This is a genomic window from Streptomyces narbonensis, assembly GCF_014649015.1.
GTDB lineage: Bacteria > Actinomycetota > Actinomycetes > Streptomycetales > Streptomycetaceae > Streptomyces > Streptomyces narbonensis.
Genome location: NZ_BMSF01000011.1, coordinates 248688 through 270905, shown reverse-complemented (window position 1 = coordinate 270905; position 22218 = coordinate 248688). Strand labels below are relative to the sequence as shown.

General features: G+C 72.8%; 22 protein-coding genes. 5 read left to right on the top strand and 17 right to left on the bottom strand.

The window, feature by feature from the left end:
• Positions 1 to 72 precede the first annotated feature (72 nt).
• Positions 73 to 474: a VOC family protein gene (locus tag IE124_RS22695; protein ID WP_189509718.1), complete on the top strand. Its 402-nt coding sequence runs from the start codon at positions 73 to 75 to the stop codon at positions 472 to 474.
• Positions 475 to 478: 4 nt separating this feature from the next.
• On the opposite strand, the gene IE124_RS22690 is transcribed toward IE124_RS22695, so the two are convergent.
• From IE124_RS22690 to IE124_RS22675, 4 genes are all read right to left on the bottom strand, one after another.
• Positions 479 to 1660, bottom strand: coding sequence for a methyltransferase (locus tag IE124_RS22690; RefSeq protein ID WP_189509717.1), 1182 nt, complete (start codon positions 1658 to 1660; stop codon positions 479 to 481).
• A gap of 164 nt (positions 1661 to 1824) precedes the next feature.
• On the bottom strand, positions 1825 to 2400 hold the full coding sequence (locus IE124_RS22685; protein ID WP_150271983.1) for a histidine phosphatase family protein: 576 nt from the start codon (positions 2398 to 2400) through the stop codon (positions 1825 to 1827).
• Between the two features lie 69 nt (positions 2401 to 2469).
• The gene (locus IE124_RS22680) at positions 2470 to 2931 is read right to left on the bottom strand and encodes a GNAT family N-acetyltransferase (protein ID WP_229832699.1); all 462 of its coding nucleotides are present in this window, start codon (positions 2929 to 2931) and stop codon (positions 2470 to 2472) included.
• Between the two features lie 104 nt (positions 2932 to 3035).
• Positions 3036 to 4469, bottom strand: coding sequence for an aminotransferase-like domain-containing protein (locus IE124_RS22675; protein WP_189509716.1), 1434 nt, complete (start codon positions 4467 to 4469; stop codon positions 3036 to 3038).
• On the opposite strand from IE124_RS22675, the gene IE124_RS22670 reads away from it, so the two are divergent.
• On the top strand, positions 4468 to 5556 hold the full coding sequence (locus IE124_RS22670; protein WP_229832697.1) for a DMT family transporter: 1089 nt from the start codon (positions 4468 to 4470) through the stop codon (positions 5554 to 5556). The two genes, IE124_RS22675 and IE124_RS22670, sit on opposite strands and share 2 nt — an antisense overlap.
• A gap of 83 nt (positions 5557 to 5639) precedes the next feature.
• A complete protein-coding gene (locus tag IE124_RS22665) occupies positions 5640 to 5843 on the top strand; it encodes a DUF1918 domain-containing protein (protein WP_189509715.1) in 204 nt (67 codons plus the stop codon).
• Here IE124_RS22665 and IE124_RS22660 read toward each other — a convergent pair.
• Positions 5819 to 7123, bottom strand: coding sequence for a glycoside hydrolase family 10-like protein (locus IE124_RS22660; RefSeq protein WP_440862313.1), 1305 nt, complete (start codon positions 7121 to 7123; stop codon positions 5819 to 5821). The two genes, IE124_RS22665 and IE124_RS22660, sit on opposite strands and share 25 nt — an antisense overlap.
• A gap of 170 nt (positions 7124 to 7293) precedes the next feature.
• On the opposite strand from IE124_RS22660, the gene IE124_RS22655 reads away from it, so the two are divergent.
• A complete protein-coding gene (locus IE124_RS22655) occupies positions 7294 to 8154 on the top strand; it encodes a 3-hydroxybutyryl-CoA dehydrogenase (protein ID WP_055644494.1) in 861 nt (286 codons plus the stop codon).
• A 76-nt stretch (positions 8155 to 8230) separates the two neighbouring features.
• On the opposite strand, the gene IE124_RS22650 is transcribed toward IE124_RS22655, so the two are convergent.
• The 10 genes from IE124_RS22650 to infC form a co-directional block, all read right to left on the bottom strand.
• Positions 8231 to 8761, bottom strand: a complete 531-nt coding sequence (locus tag IE124_RS22650) for an NUDIX hydrolase (protein WP_024760676.1) — start codon at positions 8759 to 8761, stop codon at positions 8231 to 8233.
• A 62-nt stretch (positions 8762 to 8823) separates the two neighbouring features.
• Positions 8824 to 10167 (bottom strand): NsdA family TPR-like regulatory protein, encoded by a 1344-nt coding sequence (locus IE124_RS22645; RefSeq protein ID WP_189509713.1) that lies wholly within the window; start codon positions 10165 to 10167, stop codon positions 8824 to 8826.
• A 290-nt stretch (positions 10168 to 10457) separates the two neighbouring features.
• The gene (locus IE124_RS22640; RefSeq protein ID WP_189509712.1) at positions 10458 to 11525 is read right to left on the bottom strand and encodes a PP2C family protein-serine/threonine phosphatase; all 1068 of its coding nucleotides are present in this window, start codon (positions 11523 to 11525) and stop codon (positions 10458 to 10460) included.
• A 288-nt stretch (positions 11526 to 11813) separates the two neighbouring features.
• Positions 11814 to 14342: a phenylalanine--tRNA ligase subunit beta gene (pheT, locus tag IE124_RS22635; RefSeq protein WP_189509711.1), complete on the bottom strand. Its 2529-nt coding sequence runs from the start codon at positions 14340 to 14342 to the stop codon at positions 11814 to 11816.
• The gene (pheS, locus tag IE124_RS22630) at positions 14342 to 15469 is read right to left on the bottom strand and encodes a phenylalanine--tRNA ligase subunit alpha (protein WP_189509710.1); all 1128 of its coding nucleotides are present in this window, start codon (positions 15467 to 15469) and stop codon (positions 14342 to 14344) included. The genes pheT and pheS overlap by 1 nt, the downstream gene beginning before the upstream one ends.
• Positions 15470 to 15606: 137 nt before the next feature.
• Positions 15607 to 16776 (bottom strand): sensor histidine kinase, encoded by a 1170-nt coding sequence (locus tag IE124_RS22625; RefSeq protein WP_189509709.1) that lies wholly within the window; start codon positions 16774 to 16776, stop codon positions 15607 to 15609.
• 81 nt (positions 16777 to 16857) lie between these two features.
• A complete protein-coding gene (locus IE124_RS22620) occupies positions 16858 to 17697 on the bottom strand; it encodes a TrmH family RNA methyltransferase (protein WP_024760683.1) in 840 nt (279 codons plus the stop codon).
• A gap of 113 nt (positions 17698 to 17810) precedes the next feature.
• Complete coding sequence (rplT, locus tag IE124_RS22615) at positions 17811 to 18197, bottom strand: 50S ribosomal protein L20 (protein ID WP_189509708.1); 387 nt, start codon at positions 18195 to 18197, stop codon at positions 17811 to 17813.
• 108 nt (positions 18198 to 18305) lie between these two features.
• Complete coding sequence (gene rpmI / locus IE124_RS22610; protein ID WP_024760685.1) at positions 18306 to 18500, bottom strand: 50S ribosomal protein L35; 195 nt, start codon at positions 18498 to 18500, stop codon at positions 18306 to 18308.
• A 122-nt stretch (positions 18501 to 18622) separates the two neighbouring features.
• Positions 18623 to 19318, bottom strand: a complete 696-nt coding sequence (infC, locus tag IE124_RS22605) for a translation initiation factor IF-3 (RefSeq protein ID WP_229832719.1) — start codon at positions 19316 to 19318, stop codon at positions 18623 to 18625.
• Positions 19319 to 19673: 355 nt separating this feature from the next.
• On the opposite strand from infC, the gene IE124_RS22600 reads away from it, so the two are divergent.
• Positions 19674 to 20051: a DUF1844 domain-containing protein gene (locus IE124_RS22600; protein WP_055644482.1), complete on the top strand. Its 378-nt coding sequence runs from the start codon at positions 19674 to 19676 to the stop codon at positions 20049 to 20051.
• Between the two features lie 15 nt (positions 20052 to 20066).
• Here the strand turns inward: IE124_RS22600 and IE124_RS22595 are convergent, their stop codons facing one another.
• Together IE124_RS22595 and mycP are read right to left on the bottom strand one after the other, a co-directional pair.
• The gene (locus IE124_RS22595) at positions 20067 to 20798 is read right to left on the bottom strand and encodes an SseB family protein (RefSeq protein WP_189509706.1); all 732 of its coding nucleotides are present in this window, start codon (positions 20796 to 20798) and stop codon (positions 20067 to 20069) included.
• 176 nt (positions 20799 to 20974) lie between these two features.
• The gene (gene mycP / locus IE124_RS22590; protein WP_189509744.1) at positions 20975 to 22168 is read right to left on the bottom strand and encodes a type VII secretion-associated serine protease mycosin; all 1194 of its coding nucleotides are present in this window, start codon (positions 22166 to 22168) and stop codon (positions 20975 to 20977) included.
• Positions 22169 to 22218 lie beyond the last annotated feature (50 nt).

Sequence of the window (22218 nt, the reverse complement as noted above, 5' to 3'; positions counted from 1 at the left end):
GCACCGCAACCGCCGCAGCCCTCACCATCTGGCTCCGAACATGATCGGCCGGACAAGTCCTAGTCTGGCGGCATGATCATCAATGCGCAGACCCACGTACGGATCGCCCGCCCCTCGCGGGACCTCGCCGCCGCGGAGCGGTTCTACGTCGACGGGCTCGGCCTCGACGTGCAGTGGCGCACCCCTGCGCGCGAGCCCGGCAAGCACGACCTGCTCATGGTCGGCCCGGCCGGCGGCGGCTGGCACTTCGAGCTGACGCGCGACCCCGACAACCCGGTGGAGCCCGCGCCGACCGTCGAGGACCTGTTCGTCGTCTACCTCGGCGCGCCCGTCGAGGAGGAGCAGGTCGAGCGGCTCGTCGCGGCGGGCGGTACGCGGATACCCGCGCACAACCCGTACTGGGACGAGTACGGCGTCACCGTCGCCGACCCCGACGGCTACCCGCTCGTCCTCTGTTCCCGCACCTGGGGCTGACGCCTCAGCGGGTGTCTTCCCGGTCGGGCTGACGCACGGCCCGGAGGACCACGAACTTCGCGTCGCTCGCGACGAGTTCGCTGTTCCCGAAGATGCGGCGGAGGGTCACGTGGTAGCCGAGGTGACGGTTGCCGACGATCCACAGTTCGCCGCCGGGTCGCAGCGCGCGCCGCGCGTCGGTGAACATCCGGCGGGCGGTGCGGTCCGTGGTCGCCTGGTGGCTGTGGAACGGCGGGTTGTTGAGGACCAGGTCGACCGAGCCGGCGGGCAGCTCGCCGAGCCCGTCACCGACGAGGAACTCGACCTTGCGGTCGTCGCCCACGTGGGCGCGGAAGTTGTCCCGGGCGGAGGCCACCGCCTGGTACGACTCGTCGGCCAGGACCAGCTCCGCCTCGGGCTCGGCGAGCGCGATGGCGAGGCCGACGACGCCGTTGCCGCAGCCGAGGTCGGCGACCCGGGCCCGGCCGAAACCGCCGGGGAGGTTCGCGAGGAGGAAGCGCGTGCCGATGTCGAGGCGGTCGGCGCAGAACACACCGGCGTGGTTGGTGACGGTGAGCCCGGGGAGGCCGGGCGCGGGGGTGTCGGCCGGGAGGTCGTACCGGTGGGGCCAGGGGTTCCGGCCGGGCGTGAGGGCCGGGTCGGGGGTGGTGTGGATCAGTCGGGCCTTCTTCACCGCGAGTGAGGTGCGGGTGGGGCCGAGGATCCGCTCGAAGAGCTTGAGGGTGGAGGTGTGGATCTCCTTGACCATGCCGGTACCGACGATCACGGTGCCCTCGTGCACGGCGGGCGCGATCCGGTGCAGCTGGTCCTCCAGGAGCGCGAGGCTCTTGGGGACGCGGACGAGGAGCACGTCGATCCGCTCGGGCGGCGCGTCCTGCGTCGTCAGCAGCCGGACGGCCCCGGGGGCGGCGCCGGCGCGCGCGAGGTTGGCGCGGGTGGCCTGGCCGCCGAGGTACGAGTCGGTGATCTGGACGAGTTCGGCGGGACCGGCGGCCTGCAGGGCGGTGGCGAGGGCTCCCCAGCGGTCGCCGAGGACGGCGACGCTGCCGGAGAGGTCGGTGCCGCTCTCGGCCAGGTGGCCCAGGAGGTATTCGTCGGCCGCGTCCCAGGCGCGCAGCTGCTCGCGCGGGTCCTCGGGGAAGCGGGTCAGCGTGAAGGCGCCCCATGACGTGCTCAAACGGTTCATCGTGCTCTCAGGCTAGCCGGTCGTGGCCTGCTTCCCCGCCGGATACCCGCCGTCGTTCCCCGCCGGATGCCCGGGTGATGTCCGCCTGATGCCCGCTGTCACGCCCGCCGACTGCCTGATGGGCACCTCCCGGTGCCCGTCCGTCGCGGAGGTGAGGCCGTCGTTCAGCGGAGGGCCGCGTCGAGCTGGAGGTGCCAGAGGCCGGGGCGGCCGGTGAGGGTGACGGTGGAGAGCGGGCGGACGTCGACGTTCCAGTACGTGGAGGGCGGCGCCTTCAGCGCGTACACGAGGGCGGCCCGGACGACGGAGGGTTCGGCGACGGCGACGATGGAGCAGTCCTCGGCGGGGCGGGTGTCGAGCCAGTTCCCTATCCGGGTGATGAAGGCGAGGAGCGGTTCCCCGCCGTGCGGAGCGGTGCGGGCGTCGGTGAGCCAGGCGTCGACGGCGGACGGTTCGAGGGCGGCGACCTCGGCCAGGGTGAGGCCGCGCCAGCGGCCCATGTCGCACTCACGCAGCGCGGGCTGGGCGAGGGGCGCGTAGCCGAGTGCGGTGCCGGTGGCACGGCTGCGCGGGGTCGGGGAGCAGTAGCGCAGTTCGGCCGCGCCGAGCGGGATGAGCGCGGGCGCGGCGACCTGCACCTCGTACCAGCCGGCCTCGTCGAGCGGCCGGTCGTCGTCGAAGCGTTCGGCGAGCAGGGAGGAGCTGCGTGCCGCCGCGACGAGCGTCACCCGAAGACTCATGGCCGCGATCGTGAGGCCGGTGGCCTCCCAGGTCAAGGGGTCGTTTCCCGGGACCGGAAAGGCGCCGGGTCACTGCTGCCCGAGAGCCATCCACTTGTCCGGATTCTGGAGTGGCGTGAATCCGACCTTCTCGTACACGCCGTGCGCGTCGGCCGTGGCGAGCATGATCCGACGCAGTCCGTACGCCGTGAGGTGGTCGCGGACGGCGGCCACGAGCGCCGTGCCGAGTCCGGTGCCGCGCGCCTGCGGGTCGACGTAGACGTCGCAGAGCCAGGCGAAGGTGGCGTAGTCGGTGACGACGCGCGCGTACGCCGCCATCTCCCCGGTCTCCGCGCGGTAGGCGCCGAAGTTGAGCGATCCCGCGATGGCCGCGTCCTGCTTCTCCCGAGGTCGGCCGAGGGCCCAGTAGGCGTCCGTGGACAGCCAGTGGTGGACGCGGGCCGCGTCGATCCGTGCGGGGTCGGCTGAGATCTCGTACGCCCCGTGCATGACGGTGGCGCCGGAGGGGGCGGGGGCAGGGCCGGAGTTCATGGCCGCAGGGTTCCAGGTGCCCCGGGATCGTGTCAGGTGAATTTGCCCCGCCCGGCCGGCGCGGGCGGCCCCCGGTCCGGGCGCCCGTCCGGACCGGGGGGTGCTCAGGCGGTGAGCTCGTCGGCGGCCGTCCGCAGGCGGCGCACCCCTTCGGCGATCTCGACGGGACCCGCCACACCCGCGAAACTCAGCCGGATGTGGCCCGCGGGGGGTTCGGCGCAGAAGTAGGGGCGGCCGGGGGCCACGGCGACGCCGGTGCGCAGGGCGGTGGCGAGGAGCAGGGCCTCGGGCAGGACGTCGGGGAGGCGCAGCCAGAGGTGGTAGCCGCCGGACGGGACACGGGGCAGGGCGAATTCGGGGAGGTGGAGCCCGACGGCCCCGGTCATCGCCTCCCGGCGGTTCCTGAGCTCCTGGGAGACGGTCCGGAGGTGGCGGTGCCAGGCCGGTGAGCCGACGAGTTCGAGCGCGGCCTCCTGGAGGGGGCGGGGGACGAAGAAGCTGTCGACGACCTGGATGGCGCGCAGGCGTTCCAGGACGGGGCCGCGGGCGGCGAGCGCGCCGACGCGCAGATTGGGCGAGGTGGGTTTGGTCAGCGAGCAGACGTGGACGACGACGCCGTCGGGGTCCTCGGCCGCGAGCGTCGCGGGGAGCGGGCCCGCGTCCTCGTGGACGAGCCGGCGGGCGAAGTCGTCCTCGACGACGAAGGCGCCGGCGGCGCGGGCAATGCGGACGACCTCCCTGCGCCGGTCCGGGGCGAGAGCGGTGCCGGTCGGGTTCTGGAAGAGCGGCTGGCAGACGAAGACCCGGGCCCCGGTGGCGCGGAAGGCGGCTTCGAGGAGGTCGGGGCGGACCCCGTCGGCGTCGCACGGCACGGGGACGGGCCGGAGTCCGGCGGCGCGGGCCACGGCGAGCATGCCCGGGTAGGTGGGCGACTCGACGAGGACGGGAGTTCCGGGCGGGGCGAGGGCGCGCAGGGCGGTGGTGATGGCGGACTGACCGCCCGCGGTGATGAGCACCTCGGCGGCGGTGACGCTGCCGCCGATCTCGCGGGCGAACCACTCGCGCAGCTCGGGCAGGCCGTCCGTGGGCGGGCGGCCCCAGGCGCCGGGGCGGCGTCCGGCGCGGGCGAGGGCGGCGGCAAGGGCCCGCTCGGGCTGGAGGGAGTGGTGGAGGTAGCCGCCGTTGAACTCGATCACGCCGGGCGGCGGCGTGGAGAGGGTGGCGAGGACTCCCGAGGCGTCGACGGCCCGGGGGACGAGTTCGGTGGCGGTGTCGGCGCTGAGCGCGAGCTCCTGCCAGGAGGTGTCCCCGGCGACCGGGGTGGCACGCGGCTCGGCACGGAAGGCGCCGGCGCCGGGGCGGGTGACGACCAGGCCTTCGGCGGCGAGCTGGGCGAGGGCCCGGGTGACGGTGACCGGGGAGACGCGGTAGCGCTCGACGATGGTCCTGCTCGACGGCAGCTTTCCACCTGGTGAGTAGCGGTTGAGCTCCGCTTTCAGGGATTCCGCCAGTTCCGCGACACTGCTACGCTCGTGCATGAGAGCACAGGATAGCGCTACCAAGCCCAGCACGATAGCGGTCAGCACCACCTCGGCCGCGACTGCCACCGCGGGCGCGGGCGTGACCGCCACCGGAGCCACCGTCGCGAACGTCGCCACCACCGGCGCCCCCGCCAGCGACACCAGCGCCCCCGCGACCGCTCGGCCGGCCTCCGGATCGCAGGCTCCCGCCCCCCGGCCCCGTGGCACCCTGCTCGCCCTCCTCGGCGTGGTCTCCTTCTCCCTGACCTTCCCGTCGACCGTCTGGGGTCTGGAGAGCTTCGGACCCTGGTCCCTGGTGGCCTTGCGCTCCACGCTCGCCGCCCTCATCGCGGCCGCCTTCCTCCTGGCGGTGGGGGTCCCCCCGCACGAGCGAGGCCGAGGGTGGGGGAGGTTGCCGCTGCCGGCTCGCCGCCACTGGGCCGGCCTGGCCGTCGTCGCCGGCGGTGTCGTCATCGGCTTCCCGCTCCTGACCACGCTGGCCCTGCAGACCTCCACCACCTCGCACGCCGCCGTCGTCGTGGGACTGCTGCCGCTCACCACGGCCACGCTCGCCGCGATCCGGACCGGGCGCCGCCCGTCCCGTACCTTCTGGTTCGCCGCGGTCTCCGGGGCCGTCGTGGTGCTCGGCTTCACGCTCCAGCAGAGCGGCGGCGCCGTGTCCACGGGCGACGTCTACCTCTTCGGGGCGCTGCTCGTGTGCGCCGCCGGCTACACGGAGGGCGGCCGGCTCGCGTCGCTCATGCCGGGCTGGCAGGTCATCGGCTGGGCCCTGGTCCTCTGCCTGCCGCTGATGGCGGTCGCCTCGGTGGTCACGCTGTCGATCGAGCCGGTCCACCTCAACGCCCACGGCATCATCGGCCTGGCGTGGGTCGCCGCCGGTTCCACCTTCTTCGGCCTGTACGTCTGGTACCGCGGCATGGCGGAGATCGGCATCCCCAAGGCCAGCCAGCTCCAGCTCTCGCAGCCGCTCCTCACCCTGATCTGGTCGGTCTTCCTGCTCGGCGAGTCGCTGCCCCTGGCCGCCCCGCTCGCCGCCGTGGGCGTCCTCGTCTGCATCGCGGTCACCCAGCGGGCGAAGAGCTGACGCGACGAATCGGGGTGGCGCGGGTCACAATGGCAGACAGAGGCCCCGAACAGGACAGGCGCGTTCGCGAGGAGGTCACCCCGATGCAGGCGAGCGTGGGCGACAAGCTGCTGGTACACGGCCACACCGTCGGTCGACACGACCGTACGGCCGAGGTTCTGCAGGTGCTGGGGGAGAACGGCACTCCCCCGTACCGCGTGAAGTTCGACGACGACGGTCACGAGGCCCTGATGTCACCGGGCCCCGACACCGTCGTACGCCATCACCCCGAGGCAGGGACCCGCTGAGCCCTCTCCTTGGGAGGACGGACCCTGGTCGGGTAGTGATCGGCCACCACGGTGGCCATCGCCCCGGCCCGGTCCTCGGCGACCTCCTTCGCCGCGAAGAAGCAGTGCCCGCCGACCGACCCGTGCGTGGCGGCCAGTTCCAGATGGCGTGACAGCTCCTTCGGGTCCTGCCAGGCCGCCGGCTGGGCGGGGTCACCCGCCTTGTAGAGCGCCTCGCCGATGTACAGGCCGACGCCGGTCCCCCGGACGACCGCGTCCCACCATGGCAGCAGCTTCGCGTAGTCGGCGGCGGGGAGCCCGATGTTCCAGTAGAGCTGCGGCACGACGTGGTCGACCCAGCCCTCCCGGACCCACTTGCGGGTGTCGGCGTACAGGTCGTCGTACGTCTGGACTCCGGCGGAGGTGTCGGAGCCCTCCGGGTCGGTGGCGATGTTCCGCCACACGCCGAAGGGGCTCACCCCGAAGGCCACGTGCTTCTTGGCCTCCTTGATCCGCACCGCCATCTCGGAGACCAGCAGGTCGGTGTTGTTCCGCCGCCAGGACGCCTTGTCGGGGAAGCCCCCTCCGTACCTCGCGTACGCCTCGTCGTCGGCGAAGACCTGCCCGGCCACCGGGTACGGGTAGAAGTAGTCGTCCCAGTGCACGGCGTCGATGTCGTAGCGGCGCACCGCGTCCAGCATCGCGTCCTGGACGAAGCGGCGGACCTCGGGCAGACCGGGGTTGTAGTACAGCTTGCCGCCGTAGGGCAGCACCCACTCCGGCCGGAGCCGCGCCGGATGGCCGGCGACGAGCCGGGCGGGATCCGTGTGGTTCGCCACGCGGTACGGGTTGAACCAGGCGTGCAGTTCGATCCCGCGCGCATGGGCCTCCTCGACGGCCGTGCCGAGCGGGTCCCAGCCCGGGTCGCGGCCCTGCGTACCGGTCAGACACTGCGCCCAAGGCTCGTGTGGCGAGGGCCACAGGGCGTCGGCGGTCGGCCGGACCTGGAGGACCACCGCGTTGAGGCGGCGTTCGACCGCCGTGTCGAGGTGGGCGAGGAGTTCGGCGCGCTGCTCCTCGGCGGTGAGGCCGGACCGGGAGGGCCAGTCGCGGTTGGCGACCGTGGCCACCCACACGCCCCGGAACTCACTACGGCGGTGCGGTCCTTTCCCAGCCGGGGACTCGGCGGCGCCGGCGGAAGCCGTCGCGGTCTCGCCCGGCGCCCTGTCGCTCGCTCCCGTCACCGAGAGCGCCGCCCCGGTGGCGCCGGCCACGAACCCTCTTCTGCCGATAGGCCGCACTTGTACCCCTCCGCTGTCGGATACGTCACACCCACCCGGACAGCATGCCCGCCCCGGACGATCGATCATCGGTTAATGAGCGGTAACGTCGTGGGGGTCGAGGCGGACGCACCGGAATCACACGGGGCCCGCCGCCAGAGAAGAGCGAAAGGCACGAGGTGACGGACTCCATGGCCGACATTGAGCGCGTCGGAGTGGTGGGCTGCGGCCAGATGGGCGCGGGCATCGCAGAGGTGTGTGCCCGCAGCGGCCTTGAGGTGAAGGTCGCCGAGACCACCGGCGAGGCGCTGGAGCTCGGCCGCACGCGGCTCTACAACTCGCTGTCGAAGGCCGCCGAACGCGGCAAGATCAGCGAGGAGGAGCGGGACGCGACGCTCGCGCGCCTCAGCTTCACCACCGACCTGGGCGAGTTCGCCGACCGCGACCTCGTGATCGAGGCGGTCGTCGAGAACGAGCAGGTCAAGACCGAGATCTTCCAGGTGCTCGACCAGGTGATGACCCGGCCCGACGCCATCCTGGCCTCGAACACCTCCTCCATCCCGCTCGTGAAGCTGGCCGTGGCGACCTCCCGCCCCGACCAGGTCATCGGCATCCACTTCTTCAACCCGGCCCCGGTGCAGAAGCTGGTGGAGCTGATCCCGGCCCTCACCACCTCCGAGGGCACGATCAGCCGTGCGCAGGCCTTCGCCGAGAAGGCGCTCGGCAAGCACGCGATCCGCGCGCAGGACCGCTCGGGCTTCGTCGTCAACGCCCTGCTCGTGCCGTACCTGCTCTCCGCGATCCGGATGTTCGAGTCGGGCATCGCGAGCCGCGAGGACATCGACAACGGCATGGAGTACGGCTGCGCCCACCCGATGGGCCCGCTGAAGCTCTCCGACCTCATCGGTCTGGACACGATCGCCTCGATCGCCGACTCGATGTACGCCGAGTTCAAGGAGCCGCTGTACGCCGCTCCCCCGCTGCTCCAGCGCATGGTGGACGCGGGCCGGCTCGGCCGGAAGACGGGCTCGGGCTTCTACCCGTACGCCTGACCTCCCGCCTCCCCCCTGAACCCCGGACGGCCCGTACTCACGCACAGGTACGGGCCGTCCGGCATGTCCGCGCTCCTCAGCCGAGGCGCAGATGGTGCAGCATCAGCAGCCCGGCGGCCATGTTGGCCGCCGGGATCTCACCCCGGGCGATCATGTCGGGGACCTGTTTGAGCGGGATCCAGGCCCGCCGTGAGGACTCGAACGCGTCCTCGGGCGGACCGGTGTACGTGGCCCGCTCCGCCCAGTAGAGGTGATGGCGGGCGTCGGTGAGGCCGTTCGACGGCTCGACGGTGAGGAGATGGCGCAGCGGCCCCGGCCGCCAGCCGGTCTCCTCCTCCATCTCGCGGGCGGCGGCGGTCTCGACGTCCTCCCCGTCCTCGACGACGCCTGCGGCCAGCTCCCAGCCCCAGCTGTCGGTGATGAAGCGATGGCGCCAGAGCATCAGGACTTCGTCGGCCTCGTTGACGGCGGTCGCGACGGCGACCGGGCGGAGCCGGATCAGATAGTGGTCGAGGTGGCGGCCGTCCGGGAGTTCGACGTCCGCGAGGTTCACCTGGAACCAGCGATTCTCATAGACAGAGCGTTCGCTCAGTTTCGTCCACTGCACGTTCTTGCCACCTTCCGACTGGTCGGTGCTTGTTTGGTGGCAATATCGCAGCAGTTGACGGTCTACAGGGGAACGCGCAGCGCCCCGTCGATGAGAGCGGCCGCTTCCAGGGCGTCGCCCGCGCCGCTCGCGAGGAGATGCTCCCGCACCTGCCGCAGGCGGTCCCGCAGCCGCCGCGACTCCATGCCCCGGGCCCGCTCGGTCATCTCCACCGCCGTGCGCGCGGCCACGTCGACCTCGCCCTGCCGCAGCTCGATCTGGCACAGCATGGCCAGCCGGTGCACCCGGCCACGGTCGTGCGAGGGCGTCCGGACCGCCAGCGAGGCGTGCTCGTGGGCCGCCGGGAGATCACCCAGACTGAGCAGGGCCTCCGCGACCTGCACATTGACGAGCCCCGGCTGGACGTACCCCGTCTCGGCCGGCTCCGCGCCCGGGCTGATCCGCTCCGCCTCCGCCTCCGCCCGCCGGATGCAGGCCAGCGCTGCCGCCCCGTCGCCCAGATGCGCGTACGCCTTCGCCTGCATCGCCGTCAGGTCGGCGGCGAGCGCCGGAGTGATCTGGCGGCCGGCGGCCCGCAGCGCCGCCTCCGCGAAGGCCACCGCCTGCCGGTACTCCCCCATGAACAGCGACTGGTTGACCAGGAGCGCGATGACATAGGCACCGAGCCCGCGGTCCCCGCTGGCCTTCGCGAGCCGCAGCGCCTGGTGGAAGTAGCGCTGCGCGAGGCCGTGCGCGTCCGCGTCGTACGCGCAGATTCCGGCCACCGCCACCAGGCCGCCGGTGGCCCGGTGCAGTTTCCGGCCGAGCGCGTCGCTGTACGCGCCGCGGAGCAGCGGCGCGGTCTCGGTGGTGAGGAAGCCGACGATCCGGGCGCGGGTCGCGATGCCCCCCGCCTTGCGGTACATCTGCTCGTAGTGGGACCGGGCCGCGCTCAGTACGACGATGTCGGCGGCGGAGACCGTGGTCCCGCGGCCGTCACGGGAGACGTCCACGTCCTCCGGCGGGTTCTCCCACTCCCACACCGGCATCACCGCGGGTGTGCCCGTCAGGGCGTGCGCACCGACTATGTGCGGGCGCTGCTGCTCGTCGGAGCGCCACAGGGCTGCCGCGCGCTCGACGAAGCCGGAGAGCGGCGTACCGAAGGCGGGCGGTGCTCCGCCCGGCACTCCGAGGCCGATGTCGTCCAGGGTCACCTGGCGGTGCAGCCGGGCGGCGAGCACCTCGCAGATCAGGTCGGGCACCTGACCACGCGGCCGCTGGCCCTTCAACCAGCGTGCCACGGCGGTGTGTTCGTAGCGCAGGGGGATCCCCCTGGCCCGGCCGGCCCGGTTCACGCGGGCGGCGAGCCCGGCGTGGGAGACGCCCGCTTCGTCGAGCAGGGCGTCGAGCAGGGTGTTGGGCTGCATGCCCCCTCCGGTCGCTCGGTGGTGTCAGCGTAGGGGTGTCGGAGCCGGCTTGTGGCCGAAACCGTACGGGGGGATTTCGCACGGGGTGTGAACGAAGTACCCGTTCCTCCGGTCCGCGTACTCTGCCCGGCCCGGCCCCGCACCGCTTGACTGTGCTTCTCGCCGCAAGGCGACGACCGGGCCGCCGGCTCCCCCTCGTACAGTGCGGCCGCCCGGTCCGCGTCGCCCGCCCCGCTGATCTGCCCGACACTCCGTGGCGGGGCGGGCGACGCCCGTTCCGGCCCCTCCTCTCAACAGTGGGAGGAGGGGGCGGGCCGGGGTCGGCGCAGCCCGGGTTCGGCGGGCTGCGCCGGCACCCGGACGCGGTCGTTGCGTACGACGAGCAGCGCGATGTCGTCCGCGAGCCGGCCGCCCGTGTGGTCGAGGAGGGCCGCGTGGAGCCGGCGGACCAGCGCCGCGGGCGCCTCACCGCCCAGCCGCACCAGGGCGTCGTCGAGGGCGAAGAAACGGCCGCGGTGGTCCCGGGCCTCCTCCGCCCCGTCCGTGTACAGCACCATCGTCTCGCCGGGAGACAGCCGGGAACCGGAGTACGGCACGAGCACGGCGGGCAGGGGAAGAACGCCGAGCGGCGGCAGCGGGTCGCCGAGCCGCAGCATCTCCACGCGCCGTCCGATGCGGTACGGGCCGGGGTGACCGCAGTTGAGCACGGACAGCCGCCCGTCGGCCGCGACCTCCAGGAGCAGCAGGGTCACGAACTCCTCGGCCGCCGGGTGTTCCGGCTCCACCCCGCTCCGCGCCGGGTGCTCGTCGCGCGCCCGCTCCCTCAGATGCCGTTCGAGGGCCCGCTCCAACCGCCGCAGGACACCGCCCAGTTCGGCCTCGTCGTGGGCGGCCTCGCGAAAACTCCCCAGCACCGCGACCACGGCACCGAGCGCGGCGAGCCCGTGCCCCCGCACGTCCCCGACGATGATCCGCACTCCGTACGGAGTGGCCACCGCCTCGTACAGGTCCCCGCCAACGGTCGCACCCCGCGAGGCCGACAACTGCCCGGCGGCCAGCGCCAGTCCGTCGAGCCGGGCGGGCGGCGGGCGCAGCAGCACCTGCTGCGTGGCGTCGGCGACGGCCCGCACCCGGGCCAGCTCACGGGCAAGCCCCCTGCGCACACCGAGAACGAGCCCGGTGCCGACCGTCAGGAAGACGACGCTGGTGGCGATCCGCATGGGCAGCCCCGGCTGCCGGGCCAGCGGACAGCCGAACTTCCACACCACGGCCACCACGCCCCAGGCGGTGGGAAGAGCGAGCGGAGCCAGCCGGCGGAGCCGGGAGCCAGCGGAGACCAACGACCTGGTACGGATCATGCACGGCCCTTCCCGAGCCACCGACAGCGCCCGAAGGCTCTGCGGCCCACAGGTCCGCCCCTGCGGCCGCGTCGATTCTGCCGACCGTACGGGCCACGGGGGAACACCCCCCGGCGATCTCACCCGAAGGAGTGAGCACCCCCGTCACGCCGCCCTCCGCCAGCCCTTCGCCACGCGTACGCGCGGCCGACTCCCGTCCGTGCGTACGTCACTTCACGCTCCGCGGAACGGCGGAGGGCCGCCCCGGGATGTCCCGGGGCGGCCCTCTGTGATGCCGTGCCGTGTCGCTCAGGCGCCGCGCAGGACGGCACCCGTGCGCTCGGTGGCCAGGGCCACGGCCGCGTCGCGGGCCGTGGTGGCCTCGTCGACCGTGAGGGTGCGGTCCGTGGCGCGGAACTTCAGCGCGTACGCCAGGGACTTGGTGCCCTCGTCCAGCTGGTCGCCGGTGTAGACGTCGAAGAGGCGGACGGACTCGAGGAGTTCGCCCGCGCCCTCGCGGAGCGCGGTCTCGACCTCGGCGGCCGGGACCTCGGCGGCGACGACCAGGGCGACGTCCTGGGTGGCCATCGGGAAGGAGGAGATACGGGGGGCCTTCAGGGGGCCCTCGTTCGCCTTCTCCAGGAGGTCCAGGTCGATCTCCATGGCGCAGCTGCGGGCCGGGAGGCCGAAGGCCTTCACGACGCGCGGGTGGAGCTCGCCGGCGTGACCGACGAGGACCTTCTCGCCGTCCACCTCGACGTGGAACGCGGCGCAGCGGCCCGGGTGCCACGGAGCGTGCTGGTCGGCGCTGATGATCAGCTCGACCCCGGCCTCGGCGGCCACGGTGCGGCCGGCCTCGATCGCGTCCGCCCAGTCGGCCGGACGGCCCTTGCCCCACCAGCCGGCCTGCTCGCGCGCACCGGCGAGGACGACGGCGGCGCGGCGCGGCTGCGTGGGCAGCGCGGCGTTGACCTCGGCGACCTCCTCGTCGGTGGGACGGCGGTCGACGGGCAGCCGGACGGCGACGCCGGGCTGTCCCTCGGGCCGGAAGACGAGACCGGTCTCGAAGAGCGCCAGGTCGTGGCTGCCGCGGCTGTCGTTGCGACGGAGCGCGCCGAGCAGGCCCGGGAGCAGCGTCGTACGGAGCGCGGGCTCCTCGTCCGAGAGCGGGTTGACCAGGGTCACGAGCCGGCGACGGGCGTCGTCCGCGTCGAGACCGAGGTTGTCGAGGGCCTGCGCGCCGATGAACGGGTAGTTCAGCGCCTCGACGTAACCGGCGCCGGCCAGGGCGCGGCCCACGCGGCGGTGGGTGCGCTGGCGCTCGGTGAGACCGCGGCCGGCCGGGGGCTTCGGCAGCGTCGAGGGCAGGTTCTCGTAGCCCTCGAGGCGGATGACCTCTTCGGCGAGGTCGTTCGGCTCGTTGAGGTCGGGGCGCCACGAGGGCACGGTGACGACGAGCTCGTCCTGGCCGTAGACGTCGCAGCCGACCTCCTGGAGGCGGCGGACGACCGTCTCCCGGCCGTAGTCGACGCCCGCGACCTTGTCCGGGTGGTTCGCCGGCATGGCGATCGTGCGCGGCGCGGACGGGGCGCTGATCTCGGTGACGCCGGCCTCGGCCGTGCCGCCCGCGAGCAGCACGAGGAGGTCGACGGTGCGCTGCGCGGCAGCGGCGGCGGCCTGCGGGTCGACACCGCGCTCGAAGCGCTTGGACGCCTCGGAGGACAGCTTGTGCCGGCGGGCCGTGCGGGCGATCGAGATCGCGTCGAAGTGCGCGGCCTCGATGACGACCTCGGAGGTGCCGGTGACGATCCCGGTCTCCGGGTCGGTCACCGGGTCGGCGATCTCCGTGTTGGCACCGCCCATGACGCCGGCGATGCCGATGGGGCCGCGGTTGTCGGTGATGACGAGGTCCGCCGCGTCCAGGACGCGCACGGTGCCGTCGAGGGTGGTGATCTTCTCGCCGGCCTCGGCGCGGCGCACCCCGACGGGGCCGTCGAGCCGGCTCCGGTCGTAGGCGTGCAGCGGCTGGCCGAGCTCGAGCATCACGTAGTTGGTGACGTCCACCGCGAGCGAGATCGGGCGCATGCCGGCCTTCTGGAGGCGGCGCTGCAGCCAGATCGGGGAACGCGCCTCGGGCGCGAGGCCCACGACGGTCCGCGCGGTGAAGCGGTCGCAGCCGATCGGGTCGGAGACCTGGACCGGGTAGCCGTACGCGTTCGGCGCGGGCACGTCGAGGAGCGCCGGGTCGCGCAGCGGCAGGCCGTACGCGGTGGCGGTCTCGCGGGCGACGCCGCGCATCGAGAGGCAGTAGCCGCGGTCCGGGGTGACGGCGATGTCGAGGACCTCGTCGTACAGCTCCAGGAGGACCGTGGCGTCGATGCCGATCTCGTACTCCGGCGGGAGCACGATGATGCCGTGCGTGCCGTCGTCGCCCATGCCCAGCTCGTCGCCGGAGCAGATCATGCCGCGGGACACCCGGCCGTACGTCTTGCGCTCGGCGATCCGGAAGTCACCGGGGAGGACGGCGCCGGGCAGGGCCACGACGACCTTGTCGCCCACGGCGAAGTTCCGGGCGCCGCAGATGATCTCCTGGGGCTCGCCGGTGCCGTTGGCCTGGCCGACGTCGACGGTGCAGAAGCGGATGGGCTTCTTGAACTCCGTCAGTTCCTCGATGGTCAGGACCTTGCCGACCACGAGGGGACCGGTCAGGCCGGTGCCGAGCTGCTCGACGGTCTCGACCTCGAGGCCCGCCGAAATGAGTTTGGCCTGGACGTCGCGGCCGGTCTCCGTCGCCGGCAGGTCGACGTACTCCCGCAGCCAAGAAAGCGGGACCCGCATCAGATCTCCATCCCGAACGGCCGGGTGAAACGGACGTCACCCTCGACCATGTCTCGCATGTCGTCGACGTTGTGGCGGAACATCAGCATCCGCTCGATGCCGAACCCGAAGGCGAATCCGCTGTACTTCTCGGGGTCCACACCGCAGGCGACGAGCACCTTCGGGTTGACCATGCCGCAGCCGCCGAGCTCGATCCAGCCCTCGCTGCCGCAGGTGCGGCAGGGACGGTCCGGGTTGCCGACGGACTCGCCGCGGCAGACGTAGCAGAGCATGTCCATCTCGGCGGACGGCTCGGTGAAGGGGAAGAAGTTCGGGCGGAGCCGGGTCTTCATGTCCGGGCCGAAGAGCGCCTGGACCATGTGGTCCAGGGTGCCCTTGAGATCGGCCATCGTGAGGCCCTCGTCGACGGCGAGCAGCTCGATCTGGTGGAAGACCGGGGTGTGCGTGGCGTCGAGCTCGTCGGTGCGGTAGACGCGGCCGGGGCACACCACGTAGACCGGCGGCTCCCGGTCGATGAGGGTGCGGGCCTGGACCGGCGAGGTGTGCGTGCGCAGGACGACGCCGGACTCGTCGCCCGTGGTTCCCTCGGGGCCCTGGACGAAGAACGTGTCCTGCATCTGGCGCGCCGGGTGGTCCGGGACGAAGTTCAGGGCGTCGAAGTTGAACCACTCCGCCTCGACCTCGGGGCCCTCGGCGACCTCGTACCCCATGGAGACGAAGACGTCCGCGACGCGCTCCATGAGCGTCGTCAGCGGGTGCCGGGCGCCGGCCGGGACACGGTCGTACGGCAGGGTGACGTCGACGGCCTCCTCGACGAGGACGCGGGCGTCCCGCTCGGCCTCCAGCTCGGTCTGCCGGGCGGCGAGCGCCTTGGAGACGATGCCTCGGGCCTGGCCCACGATCTTTCCGGCGGCGGCCTTGGCCTGCGGGGGCAGGGCGCCGATCTCGCGGTTGGCGAGCGCCAGCGGCGAGGTGCCGCCGGTGTGCGCGGTCTTCGCGTGCGCGAGTGCGTCGAGGTCGCCGGCGGCCGCGAAGGCGGCGAGCGCCTCGTCCCGCATGCGCTCGATCTCTTCCGGTTTCAAGGCCTCGACCTCGACCGGGTCGTACGACTTATTCGGTGCCGACATCTCTTCCCGTGCTTCCGTTTGGCTGGCTGGGCGCGGCCCCGCTCGACGACAAGGGCGCAAACGTGCCAAAGGTCGAGTCTAACGGGGCGCTCGGACGGTAATGAGCCCGTGGGCAGGCCGGGCGGCGTCAGATCTCGTCAGATGAGATGAGCCGGGGTGCCGACGGGCAGGGTAAATCGGAACTCGGCGCCGCCGCGGGGGCCCCGTCCGACGGTGATGGTGCCGCCGTGGGCCTCGACGATGCCCTTGACGATGTACAGGCCGAGGCCGGTGCCGCCGCGTTTGCTGCCCCGCCAGAAGCGGGTGAAGACACGGCTCATCGACGCTTCGGGGATGCCGGGGCCCTCGTCGCTCACGGTGACCTCCGTCCCCTCTTCTCCGTCGTCGCCCGCCGTCCCGGGTGCCACCTCGATGGTGACGGTTCCTTCGCCGTGGCGCACCGCGTTTTCCAGGAGGTTGCCGAGGATCTGGTCGATCTTGTCGGGGTCGGCCCACAGCACGGGCAGGTCCGGCCTGATCCGTACGAAGAATCGGTCCGGGGACTGGCCGCCGGTGGTGTGGACCTGGACGTGACGGCCGATGGCGGCGGCGAGGTCGACGGGCTGGCGGCGTACCTCCAGGCGGCCGGAGTCGATCCGGGAGATGTCGAGGAGTTCGGCGATGAGGCGCTTGATGCGGCCCGCGTCGGCGTCGACCGTCTCCAGCATGAGCCGCTTCTGCTCGTCGGTGAACCGCTCCCACTTGTCGAGGAGGGTCGCGGTGAAGCCCTTGACGGAGGTGAGCGGGGAGCGCAGTTCATGGGCGACGGTGGCGATGAGTTCGGCGTGGCTGCGTTCGGTGCGGCGGCGGGCGTCGGTGCCGCGCAGGGAGACCACGACGCGGCGGACCGGGCCGGTGGGGTGCTCGCGCACGTACCGCGCGGAGACGAGGACCTCGCGGCCGCCGGGGAGGAGCAGATTGCGCTCGGGCTGGCCGCGGCGGGTGGCGAGTCCGCCGTACGGGTCGGTCAGCGCCCACCAGCGGCGCCCTTTGAGGTCCTCCAGGGGGAGCGCCTCGTCGAGGGGGCGACCGAGGGCCCGGTCGGCGGGTACGGCGGTGATGCGGCCCGCCGCGGCGTTGAAGCAGACGACGCTGCCGGTCTCGTCGGCGATGACGAGACCGTCGGGCAGGTCGTCGGGGTGGACCCCGGCGAAGGTGACGTCGCCGGGGGCTGTGCCGTCCGCGGGTGTCCGGGGGGTTCCGGGCTGTTCCGGGGCGCGCGGCTCGGCGCTCCGTGCCTGTGCGGGACTGTCCGTGCCGACCGTCATCCCCGTATCCCACCCCTCCGTGTAGCGCAGTGGGCCCCCGAGTGCGTCACTCTACTGGGCACGGACGCCGGAATGGACCCCTCAGGCAGAGGTTCGGGGGCGCTGGGCGCGGGCGGAGGCGTACAGGCAGACGGCGGCCGCGGTGGCGAGGTTGAGGCTCTCGGCCTTGCCGTGGATGGGGACGCGGACGACGGCGTCGGCGAGGGCCCTGGTCTCCTCGGGCAGGCCCCAGGCCTCGTTGCCGAAGATCCAGGCGGTGGGCCCGCCCATGGTGCCGGCGTCCAGCTCGTCGTCGAGGTCGTCCTGGCCCGCTCCGTCGGCGGCGAGGATCCGTACGCCCGCGCTCTTGAGCCCGGCGACGGCCTGCTCCACGGGGACGCCGACGGCGACCGGCAGGTGGAAGAGGGAGCCGACGGAGGCGCGGACGGACTTGGGGTTGTAGAGGTCGACGGAGGCGTCGGTGAGGACGACGGCGTCGGCTCCGGCGGCGTCGGCGCAGCGCAGTACGGTGCCGGCGTTCCCGGGGTCGCGGACGTGCGCGAGGACGGCGACCAGCTTGGGCCGGGCGGCGACGATCTCCTCGAAGGGCGAGTCCAGGAAGCGGCAGACGCCGACGATGCCCTGTGGGGTGACGGTCTGGGAGACCTCGGCGAGGACGGCGTCGGAGGCGTGGTGGACGCGGGCGCCGGAGGCGAGGGCGGCCTCGATGATCGGGGCGTACCGCTCGGCGGCCTCGACGGTGGTGAAGAGCTCGACGAGGGTGGGTTCCCCGCCGGCGCCGCGGTGCTCGACGGCCTCCCGGACGGCCTGCGGGCCCTCGGCGATGAAGAGGCGGTCCTTGCCCCGGAAGTTGCGCTTGGCGAGCCGCCGGGCGGCGACGACGCGCGGGGAACGCGGGGAGATCAGCTCGGGGGTGACCATCAGGTGCGGCGGTTCTCTCTATCGAGGGGGACGGCGACTTCGGGGGCCGACGCACCCGGACCCGCAGGCGCGAGCGCCTGCGGGTCCGGGCAGAGGTACTGCGGCCTGGAAGATCAGGCGGCGGCCTTCGGGGCGTTGACGTCGGCCGGCAGAGCCTTCTGCGCGGCCTCGACCAGCGCGGCGAACGCGTTGGCGTCGTTGACGGCCAGCTCGGCGAGGATCTTGCGGTCCACCTCGATGTTGGCGGCCTTCAGACCCTGGATGAGGCGGTTGTACGTCATGCCGTTCAGACGGGCAGCCGCGTTGATGCGCTGGATCCACAGCTGACGGAAGTCGCCCTTGCGCTTCTTGCGGTCGTTGTAGTTGTAGACCAGCGAGTGGGTGACCTGCTCCTTGGCCTTGCGGTACAGGCGCGAACGCTGACCGCGGTAGCCGGAGGCCGCCTCGAGGATCGCCCGGCGCTTCTTGTGGGCGTTGACTGCCCGCTTGACGCGTGCCACTTGTTAACTCCTTGTAGCGGGGTCGCGGTTGGTCCTCACACGACCCGAAAAAACGAATGGATCCCGGTCTGAGCCGGATGCCCCCGTCGCCGAGGGCGGGAGATCAGATCAGATGCCCAGCATCTTCTTGATCTTGGCGGCGTCACCCGGGGCCATCTCGGCGTTGCCGGTGAGGCGACGCGTCAGCTTGGACGACTTGTGCTCGAGCAGGTGGCGCTTGCCGGCGCGCTCGCGCATGATCTTGCCGGTGCCGGTGACCTTGAAGCGCTTCTTGGCACCGGAGTGCGTCTTGTTCTTCGGCATCGCGCCGTATCTCCTCGTCAGTGGCGCTCCCCCGGTGCGGGCACCGGACTGCCGGGAGCGTCAATTCTTGGTGTGGTGGTTCCGGGCGGGGCCCGGGGCTGCCTGGGTGGCAGCCCGTGGGGTCACGCCTCGGGGTTCTCGACCGGAGCGTCGGCCTCGGCCTCGGCGACCGGAGCGTCGGTGGCCTCGGTCTCCTCGACCTGAGCCTCCTCGACCGGAGCGTCGTCCGCCTCGTCGGCGGCGACACCCTGGCGCTCGGCCTTGCGTGCGGCCTGGGCCTCACGCGCCTCGGCCATGGCCTCGGTCTTCTTCTTGTGCGGGCCGAGAACCATGATCATGTTCCGGCCGTCCTGCTTCGGGTTGGACTCGATGAAGCCAAGCTCCTCGACGTCCGACGCCAGCCGCTGAAGCAGCCGGAAACCAAGCTCGGGGCGGGACTGCTCACGACCACGGAACATGATCGTGATCTTGACCTTGTCGCCCTGCTTGAGGAACCGGACGACGTGACCCTTCTTGGTGTCGTAGTCGTGCGGGTCGATCTTCGGCCGGAGCTTCATCTCCTTGATGACCGTGTGCGCCTGGTTCTTGCGCGCCTCACGGGCCTTCATGGCCGACTCGTACTTGAACTTCCCGTAGTCCATGAGCTTGCACACGGGCGGACGGGCGTTCGCCGCGACCTCGACCAGGTCGAGGTCGTACTCCTGTGCGAGCTCCAGGGCCTTGGCAAGCGGAACAATCCCGACCTGCTCGCCGCTGGGTCCGACAAGTCGCACCTCGGGAACGCGAATCCTGTCGTTGATGCGGGGCTCGGCGCTGATGGATCCTCCTAGGTAGCACCACGCGACCGCCTGGCGGACGGACGCGCAACGTCTGTTCACTGAGACCAACCGAGCCGGCACATGAAAAACGCCCCGGACGGGACACAGGCGGGGCTCCAAGGAAAACCGGAGCACCGCCGCGGTCAACCGCGGGGCGCAAACTCGGGCGGTTCCATCGTCCGTACGGAACGATGGCAACCACCTGACCGGTGACCCGCCACCCGCGAGGGTGGTCAGGTGGGAGTACGGAGCCTCCACTTGTGGGCCGGGCACACAGGTGTCCGGCCGGTCGTTACACAAGGTTAGCAGGACCCGGCGGTCTTCGCTAACCAAGGACCGGCCTATCGTATGAGGCATGAGCGAGACCCCCCAGAACGAGTCCGCGGACTCCCCCGAAAACCCCGACTTCGACGCCATGACCCGCGACATCGCGGAGGTCCCGGCCGTCGAGGTGATCGTGACGGTCGCCGTCAACCTGATGAGCGCCGCCGCGGTGAAGCTCGGGCTCACCGAGGAAGGCGACAAGTACAAGGACCTCGACGAGGCCCGCAAGCTGGTGCACGCCCTCGCGGGCCTGCTGGACGCCGGCGCGACGGAGGTCTCCTCCTTCCACGCCGCTCCCCTGCGGGACGGCCTGAAGTCCCTCCAGCTCGCCTTCCGCGAGGCGTCCCTGATCCCGGACGAGCCGGGTCAGGGACCGGGCGAGAAGTACACGGGTCCCGTGTACGGCTGAGTCGCCCCGTACGTCTTACTTCTTCACGTAGAAGGGCTCGCCCGGAGGCGTGGCCGAGGCCGGCAGGAGTGCCAGGTCGAGGCCCCGCACCAGGCGGGCCCTCAGTGTTTCGTCGGCGGCCAGGGCTCGGGCCACGCGCTGGGCTGCCTCCGCCGGGGCGGCGTCCCCGGCGAGGACCAGGGCGAGGGTGCCGTCGGCGCTGCCGGGGCCCAGGTGGGCCCGGAGCACGGCGGGCTCGGCCGCGACGGCGGCCCGCACGGCCTCGCGTACGGCCGGGTCGTCGAGCGGGTCGGCGCTGGCGCGGCCCTCGGCGAGGGCGAGCAGCGCCGGTCCCGTCAGCTGGTACGGGACGGGGCCGGCGAGGTCCAGGACGACGGTGTCGGCCTTCTCGTGCGCCGCGGCCTGGAGCGCCTGGTGGAGCGGGACGGCCACGGGCCGGGCCTCCGGGTCCCACAGGGCGAGCGAGGCGAGCGAGGTGAAGGCGGGCAGGGCCCGGCGGTCGCCGGCGGTGAGGGTGGGGACCGCCATGTCGCTGGTCTTCTCGCGGCGCAGGCCGTTCTCGTCGGTCTCGACCTCGCCGAGGACGGCGACGACGGGGACGAGGAGCCGGGCGCCCTTGAGCGCTGCGAGGACCGGGCCGTGTGCGGTCCTGTCCTCCGCCCAGGCCGCGAGAGCCGCGGCGAGCCGCGGGTCGGCGGTGCCGTCGTCGTCGGAGAAACCGGGGTCCGGGATGTTCTTGAGCGCCACGCACCGAGCCTAACCGGCGGCGGGAGGCGCGCCGGCCGCCGGGTGGGGCGTGGTGGGCGGCGTGCGGGGCGTGGTGGGCGGTGTGTGGGGCGTGGTGGGCGGTGTGTGGGGCTGTGGTGGGCGGCGTGTGGGGCTGTGGTGGGCGGCGTGTGGGGCGGTGCGTGGGCCCGGGGGTGTCAGCGGGTGCGCTTCGTGCGTCCGATGGCGAAGGCGGTCAGGAGCAGCAGGGCGCCGAGCCCGCCGGCGACCGGGGCCAGCAGGCCGAGGGGGCGGCTCTCCTCGACGGCGGCCGTCGGGCCGGGGCCGAAGTACTGGCCCCGGTAACCGGTGGTGGCGTTCTTGGGGTCGCCGCCCTTGCGCGCGGCCCCGGCCTCGATGGCGGCGGCGGGGTCGACCGTCCCGTACCCCTTGGCGTCGCTGCGGCCGCCCTTGGGGCGGTTGCGGGCGGTGTCGACGAGCAGCTGCTTGACCTGGGCCGGGGTGAGGTCGGGGTGGGCGGACCTGACGAGGGCGACGGCGCCGGAGACGAAGGCGGCGGCGGCGCTGGTGCCCCAGCCCTCGTAGTAACGGCGGTCGGGGTCGGCGATGACGATGTCGACGCCGGGGGCGCTGACCGTCGCGTACCAGCGGCGGGTGGAGAAGGAGGCGCGGGTGCCGTAGCGGTCGACGGCGGTGACGGCGATCACGCCGGGATAGGCGGCGGGGTACGAGATGTGGTCGCCCTTCTCGCCTCCGTTGCCGGCGGAGGCGACGACGGAGACGCCCTTGGCGAGGGCGTACTGGACGGCGGCGTCCTCGCCGGCGTCGGGGTGGGCGGACTTGGAGTCGTCCCCGAGGGAGAGGTTGATGACGTCGGCGCCGTGGTCGGCTGCCCAGCGGATGCCCTCGGCGAGGGCGGTGCCGCGGGTCTTGCGGGCCTTGTCACGGGCCTTGTCGCTGCTCTCCAGGATGACCCGGACGGGCAGGATCTCGGCGTCGGGGGCGACGCCGAGGACGCCGCTCTCGTCGCCGGGACCGTGGCCGTGCCCCGCGATGATGCCGGCCATGGCGGTGCCGTGCCGGGCCCAGGCGCGGTCGCCCTCGGAGGCGCCGAAGCCGATGAGGTCGCGGCCGGGGAGGACGGAGCCGGCCAGGTCGGGGTGGTCGGCGTCGACGCCCGTGTCGAGGACGGCGACCTTGATGCCCTTGCCCTTGGTGGTGCGCCAGGCCTCCGTGGTGTGCATGGCCTCCAGGCCCCACTGGCGGGTCCGGATGGTGTCGGCGTGGGCGGGGGCGGTGGTCGCGGGCAGCACGGAGAAGGCGGCGGCGAGGAGCACGACCGCGGTCGCGCGGGCGGTGGCGCCGGTGGCCGTCCGGGTGGGGAAGGTGATGGCCTTCCGGGTGGGGGTGGTCGGTCCGGTGCGGGAGGTCGCTCGGGTGA

Bases quoted from the DNA above. Each gene is read 5' to 3' on its own strand.
- IE124_RS22695 (WP_189509718.1), top strand. From the start codon at position 73: ATGATCATCAATGCGCAGACCCACGTACGGATCGCCCGCCCCTCGCGG.
- IE124_RS22690 (WP_189509717.1), bottom strand. From the start codon at position 1,660: ATGAACCGTTTGAGCACGTCATGGGGCGCCTTCACGCTGACCCGCTTC.
- IE124_RS22685 (WP_150271983.1), bottom strand. From the start codon at position 2,400: ATGAGTCTTCGGGTGACGCTCGTCGCGGCGGCACGCAGCTCCTCCCTG.
- IE124_RS22680 (WP_229832699.1), bottom strand. From the start codon at position 2,931: ATGAACTCCGGCCCTGCCCCCGCCCCCTCCGGCGCCACCGTCATGCAC.
- IE124_RS22670 (WP_229832697.1), top strand. From the start codon at position 4,468: ATGAGAGCACAGGATAGCGCTACCAAGCCCAGCACGATAGCGGTCAGC.
- IE124_RS22675 (WP_189509716.1), bottom strand. From the start codon at position 4,469: ATGCACGAGCGTAGCAGTGTCGCGGAACTGGCGGAATCCCTGAAAGCG.
- IE124_RS22665 (WP_189509715.1), top strand. From the start codon at position 5,640: ATGCAGGCGAGCGTGGGCGACAAGCTGCTGGTACACGGCCACACCGTC.
- IE124_RS22655 (WP_055644494.1), top strand. From the start codon at position 7,294: ATGGCCGACATTGAGCGCGTCGGAGTGGTGGGCTGCGGCCAGATGGGC.
- IE124_RS22645 (WP_189509713.1), bottom strand. From the start codon at position 10,167: ATGCAGCCCAACACCCTGCTCGACGCCCTGCTCGACGAAGCGGGCGTC.
- IE124_RS22640 (WP_189509712.1), bottom strand. From the start codon at position 11,525: ATGATCCGTACCAGGTCGTTGGTCTCCGCTGGCTCCCGGCTCCGCCGG.
- pheT (WP_189509711.1), bottom strand. From the start codon at position 14,342: ATGCGGGTCCCGCTTTCTTGGCTGCGGGAGTACGTCGACCTGCCGGCG.
- pheS (WP_189509710.1), bottom strand. From the start codon at position 15,469: ATGTCGGCACCGAATAAGTCGTACGACCCGGTCGAGGTCGAGGCCTTG.
- IE124_RS22625 (WP_189509709.1), bottom strand. From the start codon at position 16,776: ATGACGGTCGGCACGGACAGTCCCGCACAGGCACGGAGCGCCGAGCCG.
- IE124_RS22620 (WP_024760683.1), bottom strand. From the start codon at position 17,697: ATGGTCACCCCCGAGCTGATCTCCCCGCGTTCCCCGCGCGTCGTCGCC.
- rpmI (WP_024760685.1), bottom strand. From the start codon at position 18,500: ATGCCGAAGAACAAGACGCACTCCGGTGCCAAGAAGCGCTTCAAGGTC.
- IE124_RS22600 (WP_055644482.1), top strand. From the start codon at position 19,674: ATGAGCGAGACCCCCCAGAACGAGTCCGCGGACTCCCCCGAAAACCCC.